Genomic DNA, 16686 nt, shown 5'->3' with positions numbered 1-16686 from the left:
CGCGGCGGAGGCGGCCGCGGCCGAGCCCCGGGCGGAGTCCGAAGCGGAGCCCAGCGCACCGCGCGCCACCGAGGCCGTGTCCGCCCAGTAGGGTGCGCAGGTATGGCAACTCCCGACTTCATCAAGGCCGTTCGAGCCAAGGCCGGTAACCGGCTGCTCTTCCTGCCCGGCGTCACCGCGGTCGTCTACGACGACCGGGAGCGTGTCCTGCTGGTACGCCGCTCCGACAACGGCCGGTGGACCCTGGTCGGCGGCATCCCGGACCCGGGGGAGCAGCCGGCCGCCGCCGTGGTCCGCGAGGTCCTGGAGGAGACCGCCGTACGCTGCGAGGCCCTGCGAGTGGTGCTTGTGGAAACAGAACCGGAACCGGTCGTCTACCCGAACGGCGACCGGTGCCAGTACATGAACATCACCTTCCGCTGCCGAGCCACCGGTGGCGAGGCCCGCGTCAACGACGACGAGTCCTCGGAGGTCGGCTGGTTCCCGCCCGACGCCCTGCCGCCCCTGTCCGGCCTCGACCGCCACCGCATCGACCGCTCCCGCACCGACGCCCCCACCTGGTTCGCCGCTCCGTCCGGCGGCTGACACCACCCCGGCCGCGGGCCCGAAGCATGGCCCGACCGGCCTGGCGGGCGGTGCCCCTCGGCCCCTGCGGACCGCCGGGTACGGCGTGATCCTGGAGGTGCACGCAGGCCGGGGCCGCCCGCCGACACCACCATCGGGCCGCCCCCGCCGTGCGGAACGGAGGCCGCGCATGGGAGGTACCGCCGGGATGGACGGACAGGCGCTCACCCCGGGCCGGACGGAAGCGCACGGCCTTTCCGCGTATGAGGCCGTACTGCTCCTGGAGACCGACGCCGAGCGGGGACTGGGCAGCGACGAGGCGGCGCGGCGGCTGGACCGCTTCGGCCCCAACGCGCTGCCCGCCGCGACCGGCGGCGGACTGCTGCGGCGGATCCTGACGCAGTTCCATCACCCGCTGATCTATGTCCTGGTCGCCGCCGGTGCGATCACCGCGGCCCTGGGCGAGTTCGTGGACTCTGCGGTGATCTTCGGTGTGGTGCTGGTCAACGCGCTGATCGGGGTGATCCAGGAGTCGAAGGCGGAGGCGGAGCTGGAGAGCCTGCGCTCGATGGCCCGGACCACCGCCCGGGTCGTACGCGACGGGCGTGAGCGGACGGTGCCCTCGGAGGACCTGGTGCCGGGCGACCTGGTGCTGGTCGAGGCCGGTGCCAAGGTGCCGGCCGACATACGTCTGCTGCGTGTGGCGGAGCTGCGGGTGGACGAGTCGGCGCTGACCGGCGAGTCGGCCCCGGTGGCGAAGGACGAAGTGGTTCTCGACCCGCGGACACCAGTGGCCGACCGGAGCAACACGGTCCACTCGGGCACGCTGGTGACGGCCGGACAGGGCACCGGCATCGCGGTGGCCACCGGGGCGGAGACCGAGCTGGGGGAGATCCACCGCCTGGTCGGAGCCGCGGAGACGCTGGCCACGCCGCTGACCGCCAAGCTGGCCGTGTTCAGCAGGGTGCTGACCGTCGTCATCCTGGGCCTGGCGGCGGTGACGTTCGTGATCGGTGTCGCACGGGGGCAGGGGCCCGCCCAGATGTTCACCGCGGCGGTCGCGCTGGCCGTGGGCGCGATCCCCGAGGGACTTCCGGCGGCCGTCACCATCACGCTGGCCATCGGGGTGGGCCGGATGGCCCGCCGCCGTGCGGTGATCCGGCGGCTGCCCGCCGTGGAGACCCTGGGCAGTACGACGGTGATCTGCTCCGACAAGACCGGCACGCTGACCGAGAACCAGATGACGGTGCAGTCGGTCTGGACGCCCGACGCGAGCTACACCGTGACCGGCTCCGGCTACGGCCCGGCGGGCGTACTGACGGACGCCGACGGCGCGGTGGTCAACGCCGGGGCGAGCCGTTCGCTGTGGTGGTGTCTGGCGGCCGGGGCGGCGTGCAACGACGCGGCGATCACCGACGAGGGCGGGCGGTGGCATGAAGGCGGCCGCTGGGGGCTGGTGGGCGACCCGACCGAGGGCGCGATGCTCGTCGTGGCCGGCAAGGGCGGTCTCGCCCCGCAGGAGCTACGGGCACGCTACCCGCGCCTGGCGACGGTGCCGTTCAGCTCCGAACGCCGGTACATGGCCACCCTGCACCGCGACGACGACACGGGCGGTCATGTCGTGCTGGTCAAGGGCGCGGTCGAACGGGTGGCCGACCTGTGTGACGCGCAGCTGGCCGCGGACGGCGGCCTGCGCCCCCTGGACCGCGCGGCCCTCCTGGCCGCCGCCGAGCAGCTGGCCGCCGAGGGGCTGCGGGTGCTGGCCACGGCGGTGCGGCGGGGTGGGGAGCCGGACGGCTTCGGGGAGCGCTCCGTGGAAACCTCCGGGGAACTGGCCCTCACCGGACTGCAGGCCATGTTCGATCCGCCCCGGGCCGCCGCGGCCTCCGCCGTCGACGCCTGCCGCACAGCCGGGATCAACGTGAAGATGATCACCGGGGACCACGCGGCCACGGCAGCGGCCGTCGCCACCCGCCTCGGACTGCTCAGCGGCCCCGGGGCGGCGGCCGGACGGGGGGAGCTGCTCACCGGCGCCGAGCTGGCGGCGCTGCCCGCCGGCGCTTACCCGGAAGCAGTCGACCGGGCCCAGGTCCTCGCCCGCGTCTCGCCCGAGCAGAAGCTCCGCCTGGTCGAGGCCCTCCAGGCCCGCGGCCAGGTCGTCGCCATGACAGGCGACGGCGTCAACGACGCTCCGGCGCTGCGCCGGGCCGACATCGGCGTGGCCATGGGGCTGAACGGCACCGAAGTGGCCAAGGACGCCGCCGACATGGTCCTCACCGACGACGACTTCGCCACCATCGAAGCCGCCGTGGAGGAGGGCCGGAGCGTCTTCGACAACCTCACCAAGTTCATCGCCTGGACGCTGCCGACCAACATGGGCGAGGGCCTGGTCATCCTGGTGGCCATCCTGCTCGGCACGACCCTGCCGATCCTGCCCACCCAGATCCTGTGGATCAACATGACCACCGCCGTCGCGCTCGGCCTGATGCTCGCCTTCGAACCGAAGGAGCCGGGCACCATGCGCAGGCCGCCCCGGGACCCGGCGCGCCCCCTGCTCACCGGCGCGCTCGTCATCCGGATCCTGCTGGTCTCCGCCCTGCTCGTCGCCGGGTCCTGGGGGCTGTTCTCCTGGGAGCGTGCCATGGGCGCGAGCCTGGCGGAGGCGCGTACCGCGGCGGTGAACGTGTTCGTCGCCGTCGAGACGCTCTACCTCTTCAGCTGCCGCTCCCTGACCCGCTCCGTGTGGCGCATGGGCCTGTTCGGTAACCGCTGGGTCCTCGGCGGCGTCCTCGTCCAGGCCGTGGCCCAGCTCGCCCTCACCTACCTGCCGGCCATGAACCACCTGTTCCACACGGCCCCGCTCACCGCCGCCACCTGGCTGCGCGTGCTCGCCGTCGCCGTCCTGACCGCACTGGTGGTCGCCACCGACAAGCGGCTGCGCGCCGCGCCGACCTGACGGACCGTGGCGGCCGGGGCCGAGCGGCACTCGGCCGCCACGGCGGGCACGGTTGCCCCCCGGCCCGCGCCGTCACTTCGGAGAGGCCCGTATGCGCCTCCGCCGCCGACCCCGGGGCGCGGGGTCGGCGGCGGAGCGACAGGGCCTTCGGCCCGTGGGGTCAGGCCGCCGGGGCCGGGAAGGTCGGGTACTCGACGCCCGAGACGTGCTGGACGACGCGGATGACCTGGCACGAGTAGCCGAACTCGTTGTCGTACCAGAGGTAGAGGATCGCGTTGTCGCCGTCGACCTTGGTGGCACCGGCGTCGACGATCGACGCGTGGCGCGAGCCGATGAAGTCGCTGGAGACCGCATCGGGGGCGCTGATGAAGTCGATCTGGCGCTTGAGCGGCGAGGTCAGCGACACGTTGCGGAGGTAGTCGAGGACCTCCTCACGGGTGGTCTCGCGGCCCAGCCGGAGGCTGAGGATCGCGATGGAGACGTCCGGCACCGGGACGCGGATGGAGCTGCCGGTGATCGGCGCCTTCAGGTCGGGCAGCGCCTTGGCGACGGCGGAGGCGGCGCCGGTCTCGGTGATGACCATGTTGAGCGGCGCCGAACGGCCGCGGCGGTCCGCCTTGTGGTAGTTGTCCAGCAGGTTCTGGTCGTTGGTGAACGAGTGGACGGTCTCCACGTGGCCCCGCTGCACACCGAACTCGTCGTCCATCGCCTTGAGCGGCGGGACGATCGCGTTGGTGGTGCAGGAGGCGCAGGACAGGACCTGCTCGTCCGGCTTGATGGTGTCGTGGTTGACGCCGTGGACGATGTTCGGGACGTCGCCCTTGCCCGGCGCGGTCAGGACGACCTTGTCGATGCCGGGGCGCAGGTGGTTCGACAGGCCCGCGCGGTCGCGCCACTTGCCGGTGTTGTCGATCAGGATGGCGTTGTCGATGCCGTACGCCGTGTAGTCGATCTCCGACGGATCGTTGGCGTAGATCACCTTGATCTCGTTGCCGTTGGCGACGATCGTGCTGTTCGCCTCGTCGACGGTGATCGTGCCCTGGAACTGGCCGTGGATCGAGTCGCGGCGCAGCAGCGAGGCGCGCTTGACGATGTCCTGGTCGCCGCCCTGACGGACGACGATCGCGCGCAGTCGCAGACCGTTGCCGGAACCGGACTTCTCGATGAGCAGACGGGCGACGAGCCGGCCGATGCGGCCGAAGCCGTACAGGACGACGTCGCGTCCCTCGCGGCGCTCGATCTTGTTCGCGCCCGTGGCCCCGGCGACGGCCTGGGCGGTGAACTCCTCGACGGACAGGCCGCGGTCGTCGCCCCTGTACGTCGCGGCGAGCATGCCGATGTCGATCTGGGAGGGGCCGAGGTCGAGCGTGGTGAGCGCCCGCAGGAACGGCATGGTCTCGGTGACCGAGAGCTCCTCGCCGGCGATCTGGCGGGCGAAGCGGTGGGTCTTGAGGATGCTGACCACCGACTTGTTGACCAGGGAGCGGCTGTGGACCAGGACGGTGACGTCCTGCTCCCGGTGCAGCTTCCCGATCATCGGGATCATCGACTCCGCGATCTCCTCGCGGTTCTTCCAGTTCGTGAACGAGTCGTCGTTGACAGTCACAGATCCATACTTTCGAGCTAGGCGGCGCTCATATGTTAACCCCACTGGAATTTTGATCGTTCAAGGGGTGCCGCGTGGCCGGGAAGGCACTGTTGACCTGTGACGATGCCCGGGAACGGGCCCGAGTGCGGCATCATCGGGGGATGTCTGATCGGATCATCGCCGCCTGCGACGGGGCGGCCAAGGGGAACCCCGGCCCCGCCGGATGGGCCTGGGTCATCGCGGACGCCGAGGGGCGCCCCGAGCGCTGGGAGGCCGGGCCGCTGGGCCGCGCCACCAATAACGTGGGCGAACTCACCGCCTTGCAGCGCCTGCTGGAGGCCGTCGCCCCCGGGGTCTCCCTGGAGGTGCGGATGGACTCCCAGTACGCCATGAAGGCCGTCACCCAGTGGCTGCCCAACTGGAAGCGCAACGGCTGGAAGACCGCCGCGGGCAAGCCCGTCGCCAACCAGGACCTCGTCCAGGCCATCGACACCCTGCTGGCCGACCGGGACGTCGAGTTCCGGTACGTGCCCGCCCACCGCGCGGACGGCGACCACCTGAACGCCATCGCGGACCAGGCGGCGAGCGACGCGGCCGTCAGTCAGCAGGCCGCCGGTACGGTGCACGGCGCCACCGCCGCGCCCGTGCCCGATCCGGGGCGCAGCGGCCCCGCCCGCCCCGCGGCCGGTGCCGGCAAGCGCCAGAGCCGCGGGGCGCGGACGATCAAGGCGAAGTTCCCCGGCATGTGTCCCTGCGGAAAGCAGTACGGGGCGGGCGAGTCCATCGCCAAGGTGGGAGCGCGGTGGGGGCACCCGGACTGCCGCGCCGCCGTCGCGGAGGCGTGAGTTCGCGCAGTTGTGCGGGCCGGGCCCGGGGGTGGGTCACGCGAGCGTGACCCACCCGCCCCGCGCGGCCGAGTCCAGCATCGCGTCCACCGCCGCCGCGCTGCGCACCGCGTCGTCCAGCGTGGCGCCGTACGGCGCCCCCTCCGCGATGGAGCGCAGGAACCGGTACGCCTCGATCACCTTCAGGTCGTCGTATCCCATCGCGGACGCCGCCCCCGGCTGGAACGCCGCGTACTCGCCGTGCGGCGGACCCACGTGCACGGTGCTCACCGGCTGGTCCTGGTACGCCGTGCCCCGGCTCACGCACAGCTCGCCCATGCGGCGGAAGTCCCAGGAGACGGCGCCCTTGGTGCCGTGCACCTCGAAGCCGTAGTTGTTCTGTTCCCCGACCGACACCCGGCAGGCCTCCAGCACGCCGCGCGCCCCGGAGGCGAAGCGCAGCAGACAGGAGACGTAGTCCTCGTTCTCGACCTGGCCGGCCGTCCCGCCCGCCGCCCGGGCATGCCCCGCCGTGGCGCCCGTCGGCCGGGCACGCTCCGGCAGGAACACCGCCGTGTCGGCCGCCAGTGCCTCGACCTCCCCGATCAGGAAGCGCGCCAGGTCCACCCCGTGCGACGCCAGGTCGCCGAGCACGCCGCTGCCGCCGCGCTCCCGCTCGTACCGCCAGGTCAGCGCCGACTCCGGGTGTGCGGCATAGTCGCTGAAGAGCCGGACGCGCGCGTGGGTCACGGTGCCGAGTTCGCCGGAGACGATCAGTTCCCGGGCCGCCTCGACGGCCGGTGCGCTGCGGTAGTTGAAGCCGACGGTCCCCTGGACGCCCGCCCTGGAGACGGCGGCGGCGACCGCGCGGGTGTCCCCGGCGGTGAGCCCGACCGGCTTCTCGATCCACAGGTGCTTGCCCGCCTCGGCCATGGCGGTGCCGATCTCGCGGTGCAGGAAGTTCGGGGCGGCGACGCTCACCGCCTGCACGCGTGGATCGGCGGCGACCTCCCGCCAGCCGCGGGCGGCGCGTGTGAAGCCGTACCGCTGAGCGGCCTCCTCGGCCCGTCCGGGCACCTCGTCGGCCACGGCGACCAGCTCGGGGCGGACGGGCAGCTGCGGGAAATGGTGGGGCAGGCGTGTGTACGCCTGGGTGTGCACGCGGCCCATCCAGCCGAACCCGACGACGGCGACACCGAGCGCGTCCACCATGACAGCCACCTCTTCGAGGGTCTATTTGGAACGGTCCAAGTTCTCTTCCGGGCTCACCTTGAGGGGATCTGTACGGGGTGTCAAGGGTTTGACGGGTGCCGATGAACTGTGGAACGGTCCACCCCATGGGGCGAGCACCGACGATTCGTGATGTCGCGGAACGTGCCGGCGTGTCGAAGTCGCTGGTCTCCCTGGTGCTGCGCGGCGCCGAGCAGGTACGGCCCGAGAAGCGGCGCGCCGTGGAAGCCGCCGTGGAGGAACTCGGCTACCGCCCCAACGCCGCCGCCCGCAGTCTCAGCGAGCGCCGCACCCGCACCGTCGGGGTGCTCCTCAACGATCTGCGCAACCCCTGGTTCGTCGAGCTGCTCGACGGACTCACCTCCCGGCTCCACGAGAGCGGGCTGCACACGCTGCTGGCCGACGGGCACCTCAACCGGAGGCTCGACGAGGACCTCACCAGGACCTTCACCGAACTGCGGGTCGACGGCCTGGTCGCCGTGGGAACCCTGGCCGACCCCGGCGCGCTCCGAACCGCTGCGGGGCGTGTTCCCATGGTCGTCGCAGGCACCCGCGAGCCCGAGCTGCCCGGCGTCGACATCGTCGCGGGCGACGACGCGCTGGGAGCCCGCCTCGCCACCGAGCACCTGATCGGGCTCGGGCACCGCCGTATCGCCCACATCGCGGGGCGGGGCGCCGTCGGGGAGCTGCGCCGCCGCGCCTTCGCCGAGGTCATGCGGGAGCACGGGCTCGGCAGCGAGGCCCTCGTGGAGCAGGGCGACCTGACGGAGGAGGGCGGATACCGGGCCATGGTGCGGCTGCTCGGTGCGGCGGAGACGCCCGCACGGCGGCCCACCGCGGTCTTCGCCTTCAACGACATCGCGTGCGTCGGAGCGCTGTCCGCCGCGGAGGAGACGGGCCTGCGGGTGCCGCGGGACCTGTCGCTGGTCGGGTACGACAACACGTACCTGTCCCGGCTGCGGCACCTGTGGCTGACGACCGTCGACAACGGGAGCGGCGAGGTGGGGCGGCGGGCGGCACGGTGTCTGCTGGAGCGGATCGCGGAGCCCGCGGGGGAGGGGCGGCTGATCCTGAGCGCGCCCCGGCTGGAGGTGCGGGGGACGACGGGGGCGCCGGGCGGGGCGTGAGACCCTCTCCCTCTGGCCGTCCCTTCCCGGATGGGGGGGCGAAGTGCGGCTCCGCCGCGTCGGGAGGCCCTCCGGTCTCCTGACATCGTGCCCGGGGGCGTACCCCCTGCCGGCCGGGCTTGCAGGAACTCGTCCGCAGACGCCGGCCGGGCCGAGGCGGCCGGCCGCCTCGGCCCGGCTCGCATCATGTGCTGCGGCACAGGGCGCCGATGCCGTGCGACGGCGCTCCCTCCGCGCCCGCGGGCAGGACCCGGACGTCCGAGCCGGTCAGGACGGCCGTCCTGATCGCCGCGTCGGCCAGCCGGGCGCGGGCCATGGCGCGGCCGGCGGGAGCGGGGGCCGGGCGGCGGTCGGAGAGTTCGGCGGGGGAGCTGCCGAACCAGGCCGAGCGCCGGTCCTCGGGGTCGTCCGTCACGACGAGCGTGTCCACCCGGCCCTCGGACAGGGCCCGCAGCGTGGGCTGTACGCCCTCCACCGCACGGCCGCCCGGCGCCCGCTCCTCCGCGAACCGGCGCAGCAGGCCGACCGTCAGCTCCTCGGCGGCGAGCCGGGTCTCCTCCTCCACCTGGGCGTCCCGGGAACGGCCGGAGCCGTCGGGGGCGCGGCCACCGCTGATCCTGCGCAGCGACACCTCACGCCTGACCCGCTCGGGCAGGTGCTTGGTGAGGTACTGCTGGGCGCGGACGTCGCCGGCGAGCAGCACGACCCGGGCGGAGACCCCGGACACGGTGTCGGTCAGCGCGTCCGCCACGCGGACCGCGTTGTGCTCCCAGGAGTCCTCGGCCCGCCGCTGGAACCGGGCCTGGGACATCCCGCCGGGCGCGTTCCGCTCGATCTCGTCGTCAGGGCCCTCCACCGTGCGGCGGATCGGCTCCGTCCCGCCCAGCGGGTACGCCTCCAGATCCGCACCGGACCGGTCGATGACGGCCAGCACATGAGCCGGGTGATCCTGCCGCCAGGCCAGCAGCGGCTGCAGGTGCGGCAGCGCGCCGCGCACCGCGGAGTCGCCCGCCGGCCGTCCGGCGTCCGGATCGCCGGGCAGGACCGCGGCGTACAGGATCTCCCCGTCCGCGGCGAACGCCGCCAGCGTCCCTGCTCCGGGCAGCTCGGCGTCGACGCGGCGCGCCAAGGCGTCCAGCGTGGCCGAGTCGGCGCCCTGGGCCGACAGCCGCCGGGCCAGGGCCCGCCAGCGGAGCCTCGCGTCGTCCTCCAGCTGCGGGCGGGGTTCGAGCCGGAGGTAGACCGAGCACATCGGGCCGCCGTGGTCGAACAGGTTCCGCAGGACGTCGTCTCTGATCGCAGTGGTGCTTCCCATGGTGGGCTCCTGAAGGGGCGTGCGGTCACTCGGTCGTGCTCCGGGCCGAGGGCGGGCCGTCATCGGCTGACCAGTGGTCTACATGCCCTGGGCGAGCAGGAGTTCGTGGGCCAGCCGGGCTCCTCGGGTCACGCGTTCCGCCGCTTCCGGGGCGGCCGCCGGATTCGCCTCCAGACCCTCCGCGAGGGCCCGTACGGCCTGGGCCAGAGTCTCCACACGCGCTTCGAGGACGCTCAGCCGTTCCTCGGCGGAATGGGTGTGGGACGTGTTCTCGGTCATGGGCTTCTCGGTCATGAGCCGACCTCCGGACCTGTGGTTCCGGTCGCTCCGAGTGCGTCGTTCCCGCCCTCACGGCCCATTCTCTCTCTCCTCGGCGCTCCCGCGCCCCGTGTTCCGTCCGCCTCCGGCCCACCGTCGGCTCCGCGTACCGGATCCGGTGCCTCTCACCGCTTCCCGCTCACGGTTCGTTCCGGTCACGTCCGCTCCAGTGCGGCTCGGTCAGCGCCCACTCCGCCTCCCACCCGGCGTACCGCCGAGCGTCCAGGAACCGCCGGAGCCCGGTGCGGGCGCCGCCCACGAGCAGCACGGTGCCGCCCGCGGCCGTCAGCGCGACGGCCGCCGTGGTGGCGGTCACCGAGGTGGGGCTCAGAGGAGCCGCGACCACCCGGCCGCTGTCCCGGTCGACCCACACCGTCGTACGGTCGCCCGCGCGGGCTCCGGGCTCCACGGCCGCCGTGCCGGTGCCCGTACGGCCGTCGTCCTGCCACCGGACGTCCGCCAGCGCCTTGCCCGCCCTGCCGCCCGGACCGGACGGTGACGCGTCCTCGACCAGCCGCGCGGCGACGGGCTGCCGGGTGGCCTCCTGGTACTCCCTGGCGTCCTGGTAATGGGCGTGGGTCACCGCACCCGCCAGCCAGGCCGCCAGGGGCAGCCCGAGGAGGAGCAGGGCCAGCAGCGCGCGGTCGACGCGGCGCTGGAGACGGTCGACGGGGCGTTCCAGCGGGTGGGCGGGGCGAGCCGCGCCGGAATCGGCACCTGTGCCGGTGCCGGTGCCGGGGCGGCGGTGGGGGAACCGGATGTTCATGACCAGCCTCCGACGCGGTGCGTGCCGTCGTCCCTCCCCTGTCGTCCTCTCTTCCAGGGTCCCTCCGCCCGCCGTCCGGCCGCAGCGGTCCGAAGGTCCCCGGATGTCCGGCGACACAGGGCCCTCGGACCTCCCCGTTTCGCCTCCGGTGGTGGACCATGGCCAGGGGGGACGTGCGTCAGGAAGGTGATCACCATGACGTGGGCATCGTGGACGACGACGGGAGTGTTCGCCGGAGCGGCGGGCGTCCCTACCGACGAGGCGGGTGTGGTCAGGGGCGACCTGAGCGTGCACACCACCTGGACGGACGGCCAGGCCATCCTGACCGTGCAGTACAGCGGCGCGTCCGAGTGGTTCACCATCACCGGCAGCCCTGTGAGGTGCGCCACGGAACGGGAGAGCCGCGATCTGCATCAAGAGGTGGTGGAGGCGGTCCGCGCCGGCGACGTCGCCGCCGTGCTGCGGCGCGGGCACCGTGTGACGACCTGACCGGGGGCGTCACCTCACCGTTTTCGGCCCTCTTTGGCTGATTTGCAGTATCGGTGAACCTGTAGAGAATCGTACGAGATGATCGACTGACCTAAGGGCCGACCGGGGGGCGTCTCTCGCGCTGCCCGGGCTCGGGCTGCGCGAGAGGACAACGGGACCGGACTGTGACCACCCCTGACATATCGGTGATCATCGGGGCGTACAACGCCATGCCCTACCTGACGAAGACCCTGACCTCCGTGGTCGAGCAGTCCGTCGGCCGTGACCGCCTGGAGGTCATCGCCGTCGACGACGGCTCGACCGACGGCACCGGTGAGGAGCTCGACCGGTTCGCCGCCGCGTACCCCGGGCTCTTCCGGGTCTTCCACCAGGAGAACTCCGGCGGTCCCGCCGCCCCCCGCAACAAGGGCCTGGACCACGCGCGCGGCCGTTTCGTCTTCATCCTCGACGCCGACGACTGGCTCGGTGAGGAGGCCCTGGAGCGGATGCTCACCATGGCCGACGAGAACAAGACGGACGTGGTGCTCGGCAAGATGGTCGGCGTCAACGGGCGCGGTGCCCCTGCCTCCATGTTCGTCCGCAACCAGCCCCGGACCGACGTCCTCACCTCGCGGGTCTACTGGACGCTCAATCCGATGAAGCTGTTCCGCCGCTCGCTGCTGGAGGAGCACGGCCTGCGCTTCCCGCTCGAGTACAACACGGGCGAGGACCAGTTCTTCACCGGCGCCGCCTACCTGCACGCGGACGGCATATCGGTCGTCGCCGACTACGACTGCGTGTACTGGGTCGCCCGGACCGACGGCGGCAACGTCACCGCCACCACCCGCGGCGCCGACCGGCGCATCCGCGTCCTGGAGCGGATGATCGACATGGTCGAGCAGCACGTCCCGGCGGGCCCCGGCCGTGACGCGCTGCTGGACCGGCACCTGTCCGTCGACCTGTTCCACGCCCTGATCCACCTGGCCCGGGAGACCGACGGGGATCTCCAGCGCCGGAACTTCGCGGAACTGCGCGCGCTGCTGGAGCGCAGCTACCCCGACTCCCTCAGGCGGCGGGTCAGCCCCCTCACCCGGCTGCGCTGCGAGCTGATCCTGCGCGGCCTGCTCGACGAGGCGATCGAGCTGGAGGCCGTCGACCGGAGGAACCGTGCGCGCCGTGTCCAGCCGGACATCCTCGTCGACCGCGACCGTGCCTACCTCCGGCTGCCGTACTTCCGCGACCCCGCGCGTGGCATCCCCGACGAGATCTACGACATCACGGGCGGGATCCCGGACGCCCACCGGCTGGACTCCGTGGAGCTGGACGGTTCCCGGCTGACCATGAGCGGCCACGCCTACCTGCGGCGCGTGGCGCAGGACGAGACCGTGACCGAACTCGTCCTGCGGGAGCGGGGCGGCAAGGGCGAGCACCGGTTCCCCACCATCCCGGTCGCCGTGCCGGGGCTGGGCGAGGACCAGGACGGCGGCCGGTTCGACTACACCGCGGCCGGATTCACCGCCGACGTCGACCTGGCCGCCGCGGACGGCGGCGCGCGGCTCGCCGACGGACTGTGGGACGTGTTCCTCGCCCTGCGGGTCCAGGGCGTGACCAGGGAGATCCGCTTCGGTCACCGGCGCCTGCCCGAGATCTCCGGCAAGCCGAGCACATACCTGGTTCCCGCGGGCGACGAGGTGATCGCGGCGACGCTGTACTACACCCACCCGTACGGCAACCTCACCGTCGACATCGGGGAGAACAAGCACAGGGCCGGCGACAGGCTCAGGGCCGGGGACGTGCGCTGGTCAGAGCGCGACCCGTCCGTCCTGGAGATCACCGCCGAGTGGACGCTCGCCACGCCGCCCCCGGCCGGCACTCTCGGTGTACGGCTCACCGAGAAGGGCGGCGCCGCCGTCACCGTGCCCGCCTCCGTCGGCGAGGGCAGGACCTTCTCGGTCGCCGTACCGGTGGACCGGCTCACCCCCGGTACGTGGGACGTGTCCCTGCGCCTGGCGGTCGCGGGCAGCGCGGCCGACTGGTCCCGGCAGGTGCCGCCGCAGCCCGGGCTGAAGGGCACCCGCTGGCGCCGGCGGTGCCTGCCGCGCTACGCGCTGCCCACCAGGAACAGCGGCCTGGCGCTCCGCGTCGGGCGGGTGGCCGTCGCGAAGGCGGTCGCCCGGCGGGCCAGGCGCCTGCTGCCCTGAGGCGCCCGCCGGGCCGGGGCGTCAGCGTCCGTTGACGCAGGTGTTCTGGTGCGGCTGCTGCCGCGCGGCCTCCGGCGCACCGGAGTCCCAGTGGTTGCCGCACCGGTTGACCGGGCGGTGTTCTTCGCGCTGGACGATGTTGCCTTTGCCGTAGGGCGGTTGCCAGATGTCGTCGGCCGCCGCGCTCGCGGCGGCCATGGCGAGGGCGGCGACCGCCAGGGCCGGGGCGGCGAGCCAGGTGGGCCGGGTGGTCCAGGGGCGAACCCGCATGGGGAGTCCTTCCGTTCGGGATGTCCTGCCACACTCTGCGGATCCGCCCCGGCCTGTCCGGGCATTACGCCGTCCGGCGGCGTGGCTCAGCCGTACAGGCCCGGCCGCTCCACCAGCTCGACCTCCACCCGTCGGCCCTCGGCCTGCGCCCGCACCCCCGCCTCGCAGACGGCCGCCGCGGCGTACCCGTCCCAGCAGCTCGGTCCCGTCACCTCACCGCGCCGTGTGGCGTCCACCCAGGCCCGCATCTGACGGTCGTACGCCTCCTCGAAGCGCTCCGCGAACCCCGGCGCGATCGAACCGCCCCACCCCCCGGCCGTGTTGACCAGCATGCCGTGCGCGTCCCCGATCCGGGCCGTGCCGTTCTCGCACACCGCCTCCGCCTGCACCTGGTAGCCGAAGCCGCAGTTGACGTTGATCTCGACGTCCACGATCACCCCGCCGTCCGTCTCGAACAGCACCAGCTGAGGGTCGTCGAGACCCTCCGGCGCGTTGCCGGACGGCCGGGGACGCAGCACCGTGACCGCTGTGATCTCCTGGTCCAGAAGCCAGCGGGTCACGTCCATCTCGTGGACCACCGAGTCGTTGATCAGCATGGCGCTGGTGAAGCCCGGAGGCGTGTCCGCGTTGCGGTGCCGGTTGTGCAGCATCAGCGGCCGGCCCAGTGCGCCGCCGTCCATCAGCTCCTTGAGCCTCAGGTACTCGGCGTCGTACCGGCGCATGAAGCCCACCTGCACCAGCCGGGTGCCCAGCCTCTGCTCCGCCTCCATGACCCGCAGCGCGGAGGCCGCGTCCGGGGTGAGCGGTTTCTCGCACAGCACGGGCAGGCCCCGTGCGAACGCCGCGAGCAGGGCCGCCTCGTGCGCCGGGCCCGGCGAGGCGATGACCACCGCGTCGACGTCCGGGTCGGCCATGGCGGCGTCCGGGTCGGTGTAGGGCGTGCAGTCGCCGGCACCCTCCGCGACCGCCTTCGCCCGGTCACCGTCCACGTCGACGACGGCGGCCACCCGGGCCCCGCTGGTCACCCGGCTGATCCGCCGTACGTGGTCGGTGCCCATGCGGCCGGTTCCGATGACGGCGACACCGAGGGGGCCACCGTGAGCTCCACGCGTCCCGCGCTGTGTCATGAGGGAGAGTCCTTCCTGTGTGTGGGTCGGCCGTCAGGCGCCGCAGGAGCGGAGGAATCTGCGGGTGCGGACGGCGATGGGCAGCGGTTTGCCGGGCGGGCACGGGTACATGTCCTGTTCGACGATCGCGAACAGCTCCACGCCCAGCCGCTGCGCGGCCGTCAGCACCGGCTCCAGCGCGGGCACACCGCCCGGCGGCTCGCACATCACCCCGCGCCGCACGGCCGGGCCGAACGGAACCCCGTTCTCGACGACGTCGGCCAGGATCTCCGGGTCCACCTGCTTCAGGTGCAGATAGCCGATCCGCTCGCCGTAGGTCTCGATCAGTTTGACGCTGTCGCCGCCGCAGTACGCGTAGTGGCCGGTGTCCAGACACAGGCCGACCAGGTCGCGGTTGGTGGAGTCCAGGAACCGCACGACGTGCTCCTCGGTGTCGATGTGCGTGTCGGCGTGCGGGTGGACGACGATGTCCAGCCCGTACGCGTCCCGGACCTCCCGGCCCAGCCGCTCCGTGCCCCGCGTGAGGTGCGCCCACTGCTCACGGGTCAGTTCGGACGGCTCGATGATCTCGGCGGTCTTGTCGTCCCGCCAGAAGGAAGGGATGACCACCAGGTGCTTCGCCCCCATGGCCTGGGTGAGCGCGGCGACCCGGCCGACCTGCTCCCAGGTCGACTCCCATACGTCGGGGCCCCGGTGCAGCGAGGTGAAGACGGTCCCGGCCGAGACCTTCAGTCCACGCCGGGCGGTCTCGTCGCGGAGCCGCACCGGGTCGGTGGGGAGATAGCCGTAGGGCCCCAGCTCGATCCACTCGTACCCGGCGCCCGCGACCTCGTCGAGGAACCTCTCCCACGGCACCTGCTGCGGGTCGTCGGGGAACCAGACGCCCCACGAGTCCGGGGCGGAGCCGACCCGGATACGGTCCAGGGCCGGGGCGCCGGAAGAGCCGTGGGCGCCGTGGCTGTCGGCGGTGCTGTGCATGTGGTGTGTCCTTCCGTCTGGGGGTCCGGGGTGTGCTCCGGGAGGTGCGGTGCCCGTACGGGGGAAGAGCGCGGTCGGGTGACGGGGACCGGGGGTCAGGCCGTGGTCCGTAGGCCGCCGCCCTCGGGAAGCCCGTCGGTGTCGACGCCGCGCACCTGCGCCAGTTCGTGCTTCAGCGCGGCCAGTTCGGCGCCGCCCGCCATGTGGTTGGTGAGCTGGTCGAGGCTCACCTCGCTGCGGGCGGCATCGAGTTCCACGGTGCCCAGGCGCAGCACGTCGAAGTGGTCTCCGACCATATAGGCGTGGTGCGGGTTGTGGGTGATGAACACGACGCCGAGGCCCCGGTCGCGGGCGGCGGCGATGTACTTGAGCACCACCCCCGACTGCTTGACGCCGAGCGCCGCGGTCGGCTCGTCCAGGATGAGCACCCGGGCGCCGAAGTACACCGCGCGGGCGATGGCCACGGACTGGCGCTGGCCGCCGGAGAGGGTGCCGATGGGCTGGTCCAGGTCGTCCAGGACGATGCCCATGTTCCGCAGTTCCTCGTCGGCGGTCCGCCTCATCCGCGCGATGTCGAGGCGGCGTACCGGCCAGGGCCCGCGGGTCATCTCGGAGCCGAGGAAGAAGTTCCGCCACACCGGCATCAGCGGGACGGTCGCCAGGTCCTGGTACACGGTGGCGATGCCCCGGTCCAGCGCCTCGCGCGGGCTGGTGAACCGCACCGGCTCGCCGTCGACGAGGAACTCGCCCTCGGTGTGCTGGTGCAGCCCCGCGACGATCTTGATGAGGGTGGACTTCCCCGCGCCGTTGTCACCGAGGACACAGGTCACCCGGCCGGCCCGGACGGTGAGGTCCACGCCGTGGAGGGCGCGGACGTTGCCGTACGCCTTTCCGGCGCCGCGCAGTTCCACGAGCGGCGTCTCGTTCGTCGGCGTCTTGTGCGTTGCCATGGGA

At 72.9% G+C, this 16686-nt stretch carries 15 protein-coding genes; 6 read left to right on the top strand and 9 right to left on the bottom strand.

Going from position 1 to position 16686, the window contains the following annotated elements; all coding sequences use genetic code 11:
• Positions 1 to 102: 102 nt before the first annotated feature.
• Both I3F58_RS15020 and I3F58_RS15015 read left to right on the top strand, forming a co-directional pair.
• Entirely contained in the window at positions 103 to 585 is a 483-nt protein-coding gene (locus I3F58_RS15020) for an NUDIX domain-containing protein (RefSeq protein WP_240109084.1), read from the top strand.
• Positions 586 to 754: 169 nt separating this feature from the next.
• Positions 755 to 3520 carry an HAD-IC family P-type ATPase gene (locus tag I3F58_RS15015; RefSeq protein WP_240109083.1) on the top strand — a complete coding sequence of 922 codons (2766 nt, stop codon included), beginning with the start codon at positions 755 to 757 and terminating at the stop codon, positions 3518 to 3520.
• A 160-nt stretch (positions 3521 to 3680) separates the two neighbouring features.
• Here the strand turns inward: I3F58_RS15015 and I3F58_RS15010 are convergent, their stop codons facing one another.
• Complete coding sequence (locus I3F58_RS15010; RefSeq protein ID WP_240109082.1) at positions 3681 to 5126, bottom strand: glyceraldehyde-3-phosphate dehydrogenase; 1446 nt, start codon at positions 5124 to 5126, stop codon at positions 3681 to 3683.
• 143 nt (positions 5127 to 5269) lie between these two features.
• On the opposite strand from I3F58_RS15010, the gene I3F58_RS15005 reads away from it, so the two are divergent.
• Positions 5270 to 5953 carry a ribonuclease H gene (locus tag I3F58_RS15005; protein WP_240109081.1) on the top strand — a complete coding sequence of 228 codons (684 nt, stop codon included), beginning with the start codon at positions 5270 to 5272 and terminating at the stop codon, positions 5951 to 5953.
• Between the two features lie 36 nt (positions 5954 to 5989).
• Here the strand turns inward: I3F58_RS15005 and I3F58_RS15000 are convergent, their stop codons facing one another.
• The gene (locus tag I3F58_RS15000; RefSeq protein ID WP_240109080.1) at positions 5990 to 7144 is read right to left on the bottom strand and encodes a Gfo/Idh/MocA family protein; all 1155 of its coding nucleotides are present in this window, start codon (positions 7142 to 7144) and stop codon (positions 5990 to 5992) included.
• Between the two features lie 125 nt (positions 7145 to 7269).
• Between I3F58_RS15000 and I3F58_RS14995 the strand changes: the two genes are divergently transcribed.
• Positions 7270 to 8289 carry a LacI family DNA-binding transcriptional regulator gene (locus tag I3F58_RS14995; protein WP_240109079.1) on the top strand — a complete coding sequence of 340 codons (1020 nt, stop codon included), beginning with the start codon at positions 7270 to 7272 and terminating at the stop codon, positions 8287 to 8289.
• A 184-nt stretch (positions 8290 to 8473) separates the two neighbouring features.
• Here I3F58_RS14995 and I3F58_RS14990 read toward each other — a convergent pair whose 3' ends face one another.
• The 3 genes from I3F58_RS14990 to I3F58_RS14980 form a co-directional block, all read right to left on the bottom strand.
• Positions 8474 to 9604 carry a Vms1/Ankzf1 family peptidyl-tRNA hydrolase gene (locus I3F58_RS14990; RefSeq protein WP_240109078.1) on the bottom strand — a complete coding sequence of 377 codons (1131 nt, stop codon included), beginning with the start codon at positions 9602 to 9604 and terminating at the stop codon, positions 8474 to 8476.
• 78 nt (positions 9605 to 9682) lie between these two features.
• On the bottom strand, positions 9683 to 9898 hold the full coding sequence (locus I3F58_RS14985) for a hypothetical protein (protein ID WP_240109077.1): 216 nt from the start codon (positions 9896 to 9898) through the stop codon (positions 9683 to 9685).
• 163 nt (positions 9899 to 10061) lie between these two features.
• Positions 10062 to 10688, bottom strand: coding sequence for a hypothetical protein (locus I3F58_RS14980; protein ID WP_240109076.1), 627 nt, complete (start codon positions 10686 to 10688; stop codon positions 10062 to 10064).
• Between the two features lie 195 nt (positions 10689 to 10883).
• On the opposite strand from I3F58_RS14980, the gene I3F58_RS14975 reads away from it, so the two are divergent.
• Positions 10884 to 11177 carry a hypothetical protein gene (locus tag I3F58_RS14975; RefSeq protein ID WP_240109075.1) on the top strand — a complete coding sequence of 98 codons (294 nt, stop codon included), beginning with the start codon at positions 10884 to 10886 and terminating at the stop codon, positions 11175 to 11177.
• 164 nt (positions 11178 to 11341) lie between these two features.
• On the top strand, positions 11342 to 13357 hold the full coding sequence (locus tag I3F58_RS14970) for a glycosyltransferase (RefSeq protein ID WP_240109074.1): 2016 nt from the start codon (positions 11342 to 11344) through the stop codon (positions 13355 to 13357).
• 21 nt (positions 13358 to 13378) lie between these two features.
• Here I3F58_RS14970 and I3F58_RS14965 read toward each other — a convergent pair whose 3' ends face one another.
• From I3F58_RS14965 to I3F58_RS14950, 4 genes are all read right to left on the bottom strand, one after another.
• Positions 13379 to 13627, bottom strand: coding sequence for a chaplin (locus I3F58_RS14965; protein ID WP_240109073.1), 249 nt, complete (start codon positions 13625 to 13627; stop codon positions 13379 to 13381).
• An 86-nt stretch (positions 13628 to 13713) separates the two neighbouring features.
• Positions 13714 to 14754 carry a Gfo/Idh/MocA family protein gene (locus I3F58_RS14960; protein WP_240109072.1) on the bottom strand — a complete coding sequence of 347 codons (1041 nt, stop codon included), beginning with the start codon at positions 14752 to 14754 and terminating at the stop codon, positions 13714 to 13716.
• Between the two features lie 33 nt (positions 14755 to 14787).
• Positions 14788 to 15732, bottom strand: a complete 945-nt coding sequence (locus I3F58_RS14955; protein ID WP_240109071.1) for a sugar phosphate isomerase/epimerase — start codon at positions 15730 to 15732, stop codon at positions 14788 to 14790.
• 95 nt (positions 15733 to 15827) lie between these two features.
• On the bottom strand, positions 15828 to 16682 hold the full coding sequence (locus I3F58_RS14950; RefSeq protein WP_240109070.1) for an ATP-binding cassette domain-containing protein: 855 nt from the start codon (positions 16680 to 16682) through the stop codon (positions 15828 to 15830).
• Between the last annotated feature and the right edge of the window lie 4 nt (positions 16683 to 16686).

It is taken from the genome of Streptomyces sp. MUM 203J, from assembly GCF_022414595.1.
Taxonomy (GTDB): Bacteria; Actinomycetota; Actinomycetes; order Streptomycetales; family Streptomycetaceae; genus Streptomyces.
Note: the sequence above shows the minus strand (reverse complement) of the source record. Positions and strands in the feature narration are given on the sequence as shown.

Coding starts and splice junctions, on each gene's coding strand:
- I3F58_RS14975 (WP_240109075.1), top strand. CDS start 10,884: ATGACGTGGGCATCGTGGACGACGACGGGAGTGTTCGCCGGAGCGGCG.
- I3F58_RS14995 (WP_240109079.1), top strand. CDS start 7,270: ATGGGGCGAGCACCGACGATTCGTGATGTCGCGGAACGTGCCGGCGTG.
- I3F58_RS14965 (WP_240109073.1), bottom strand. CDS start 13,627: ATGCGGGTTCGCCCCTGGACCACCCGGCCCACCTGGCTCGCCGCCCCG.
- I3F58_RS14950 (WP_240109070.1), bottom strand. CDS start 16,682: ATGGCAACGCACAAGACGCCGACGAACGAGACGCCGCTCGTGGAACTG.
- I3F58_RS14985 (WP_240109077.1), bottom strand. CDS start 9,898: ATGACCGAGAAGCCCATGACCGAGAACACGTCCCACACCCATTCCGCC.
- I3F58_RS15020 (WP_240109084.1), top strand. CDS start 103: ATGGCAACTCCCGACTTCATCAAGGCCGTTCGAGCCAAGGCCGGTAAC.
- I3F58_RS14990 (WP_240109078.1), bottom strand. CDS start 9,604: ATGGGAAGCACCACTGCGATCAGAGACGACGTCCTGCGGAACCTGTTC.
- I3F58_RS15000 (WP_240109080.1), bottom strand. CDS start 7,144: ATGGTGGACGCGCTCGGTGTCGCCGTCGTCGGGTTCGGCTGGATGGGC.
- I3F58_RS14955 (WP_240109071.1), bottom strand. CDS start 15,732: ATGCACAGCACCGCCGACAGCCACGGCGCCCACGGCTCTTCCGGCGCC.
- I3F58_RS15015 (WP_240109083.1), top strand. CDS start 755: ATGGGAGGTACCGCCGGGATGGACGGACAGGCGCTCACCCCGGGCCGG.
- I3F58_RS15005 (WP_240109081.1), top strand. CDS start 5,270: ATGTCTGATCGGATCATCGCCGCCTGCGACGGGGCGGCCAAGGGGAAC.
- I3F58_RS14980 (WP_240109076.1), bottom strand. CDS start 10,688: ATGAACATCCGGTTCCCCCACCGCCGCCCCGGCACCGGCACCGGCACA.
- I3F58_RS14960 (WP_240109072.1), bottom strand. CDS start 14,754: ATGACACAGCGCGGGACGCGTGGAGCTCACGGTGGCCCCCTCGGTGTC.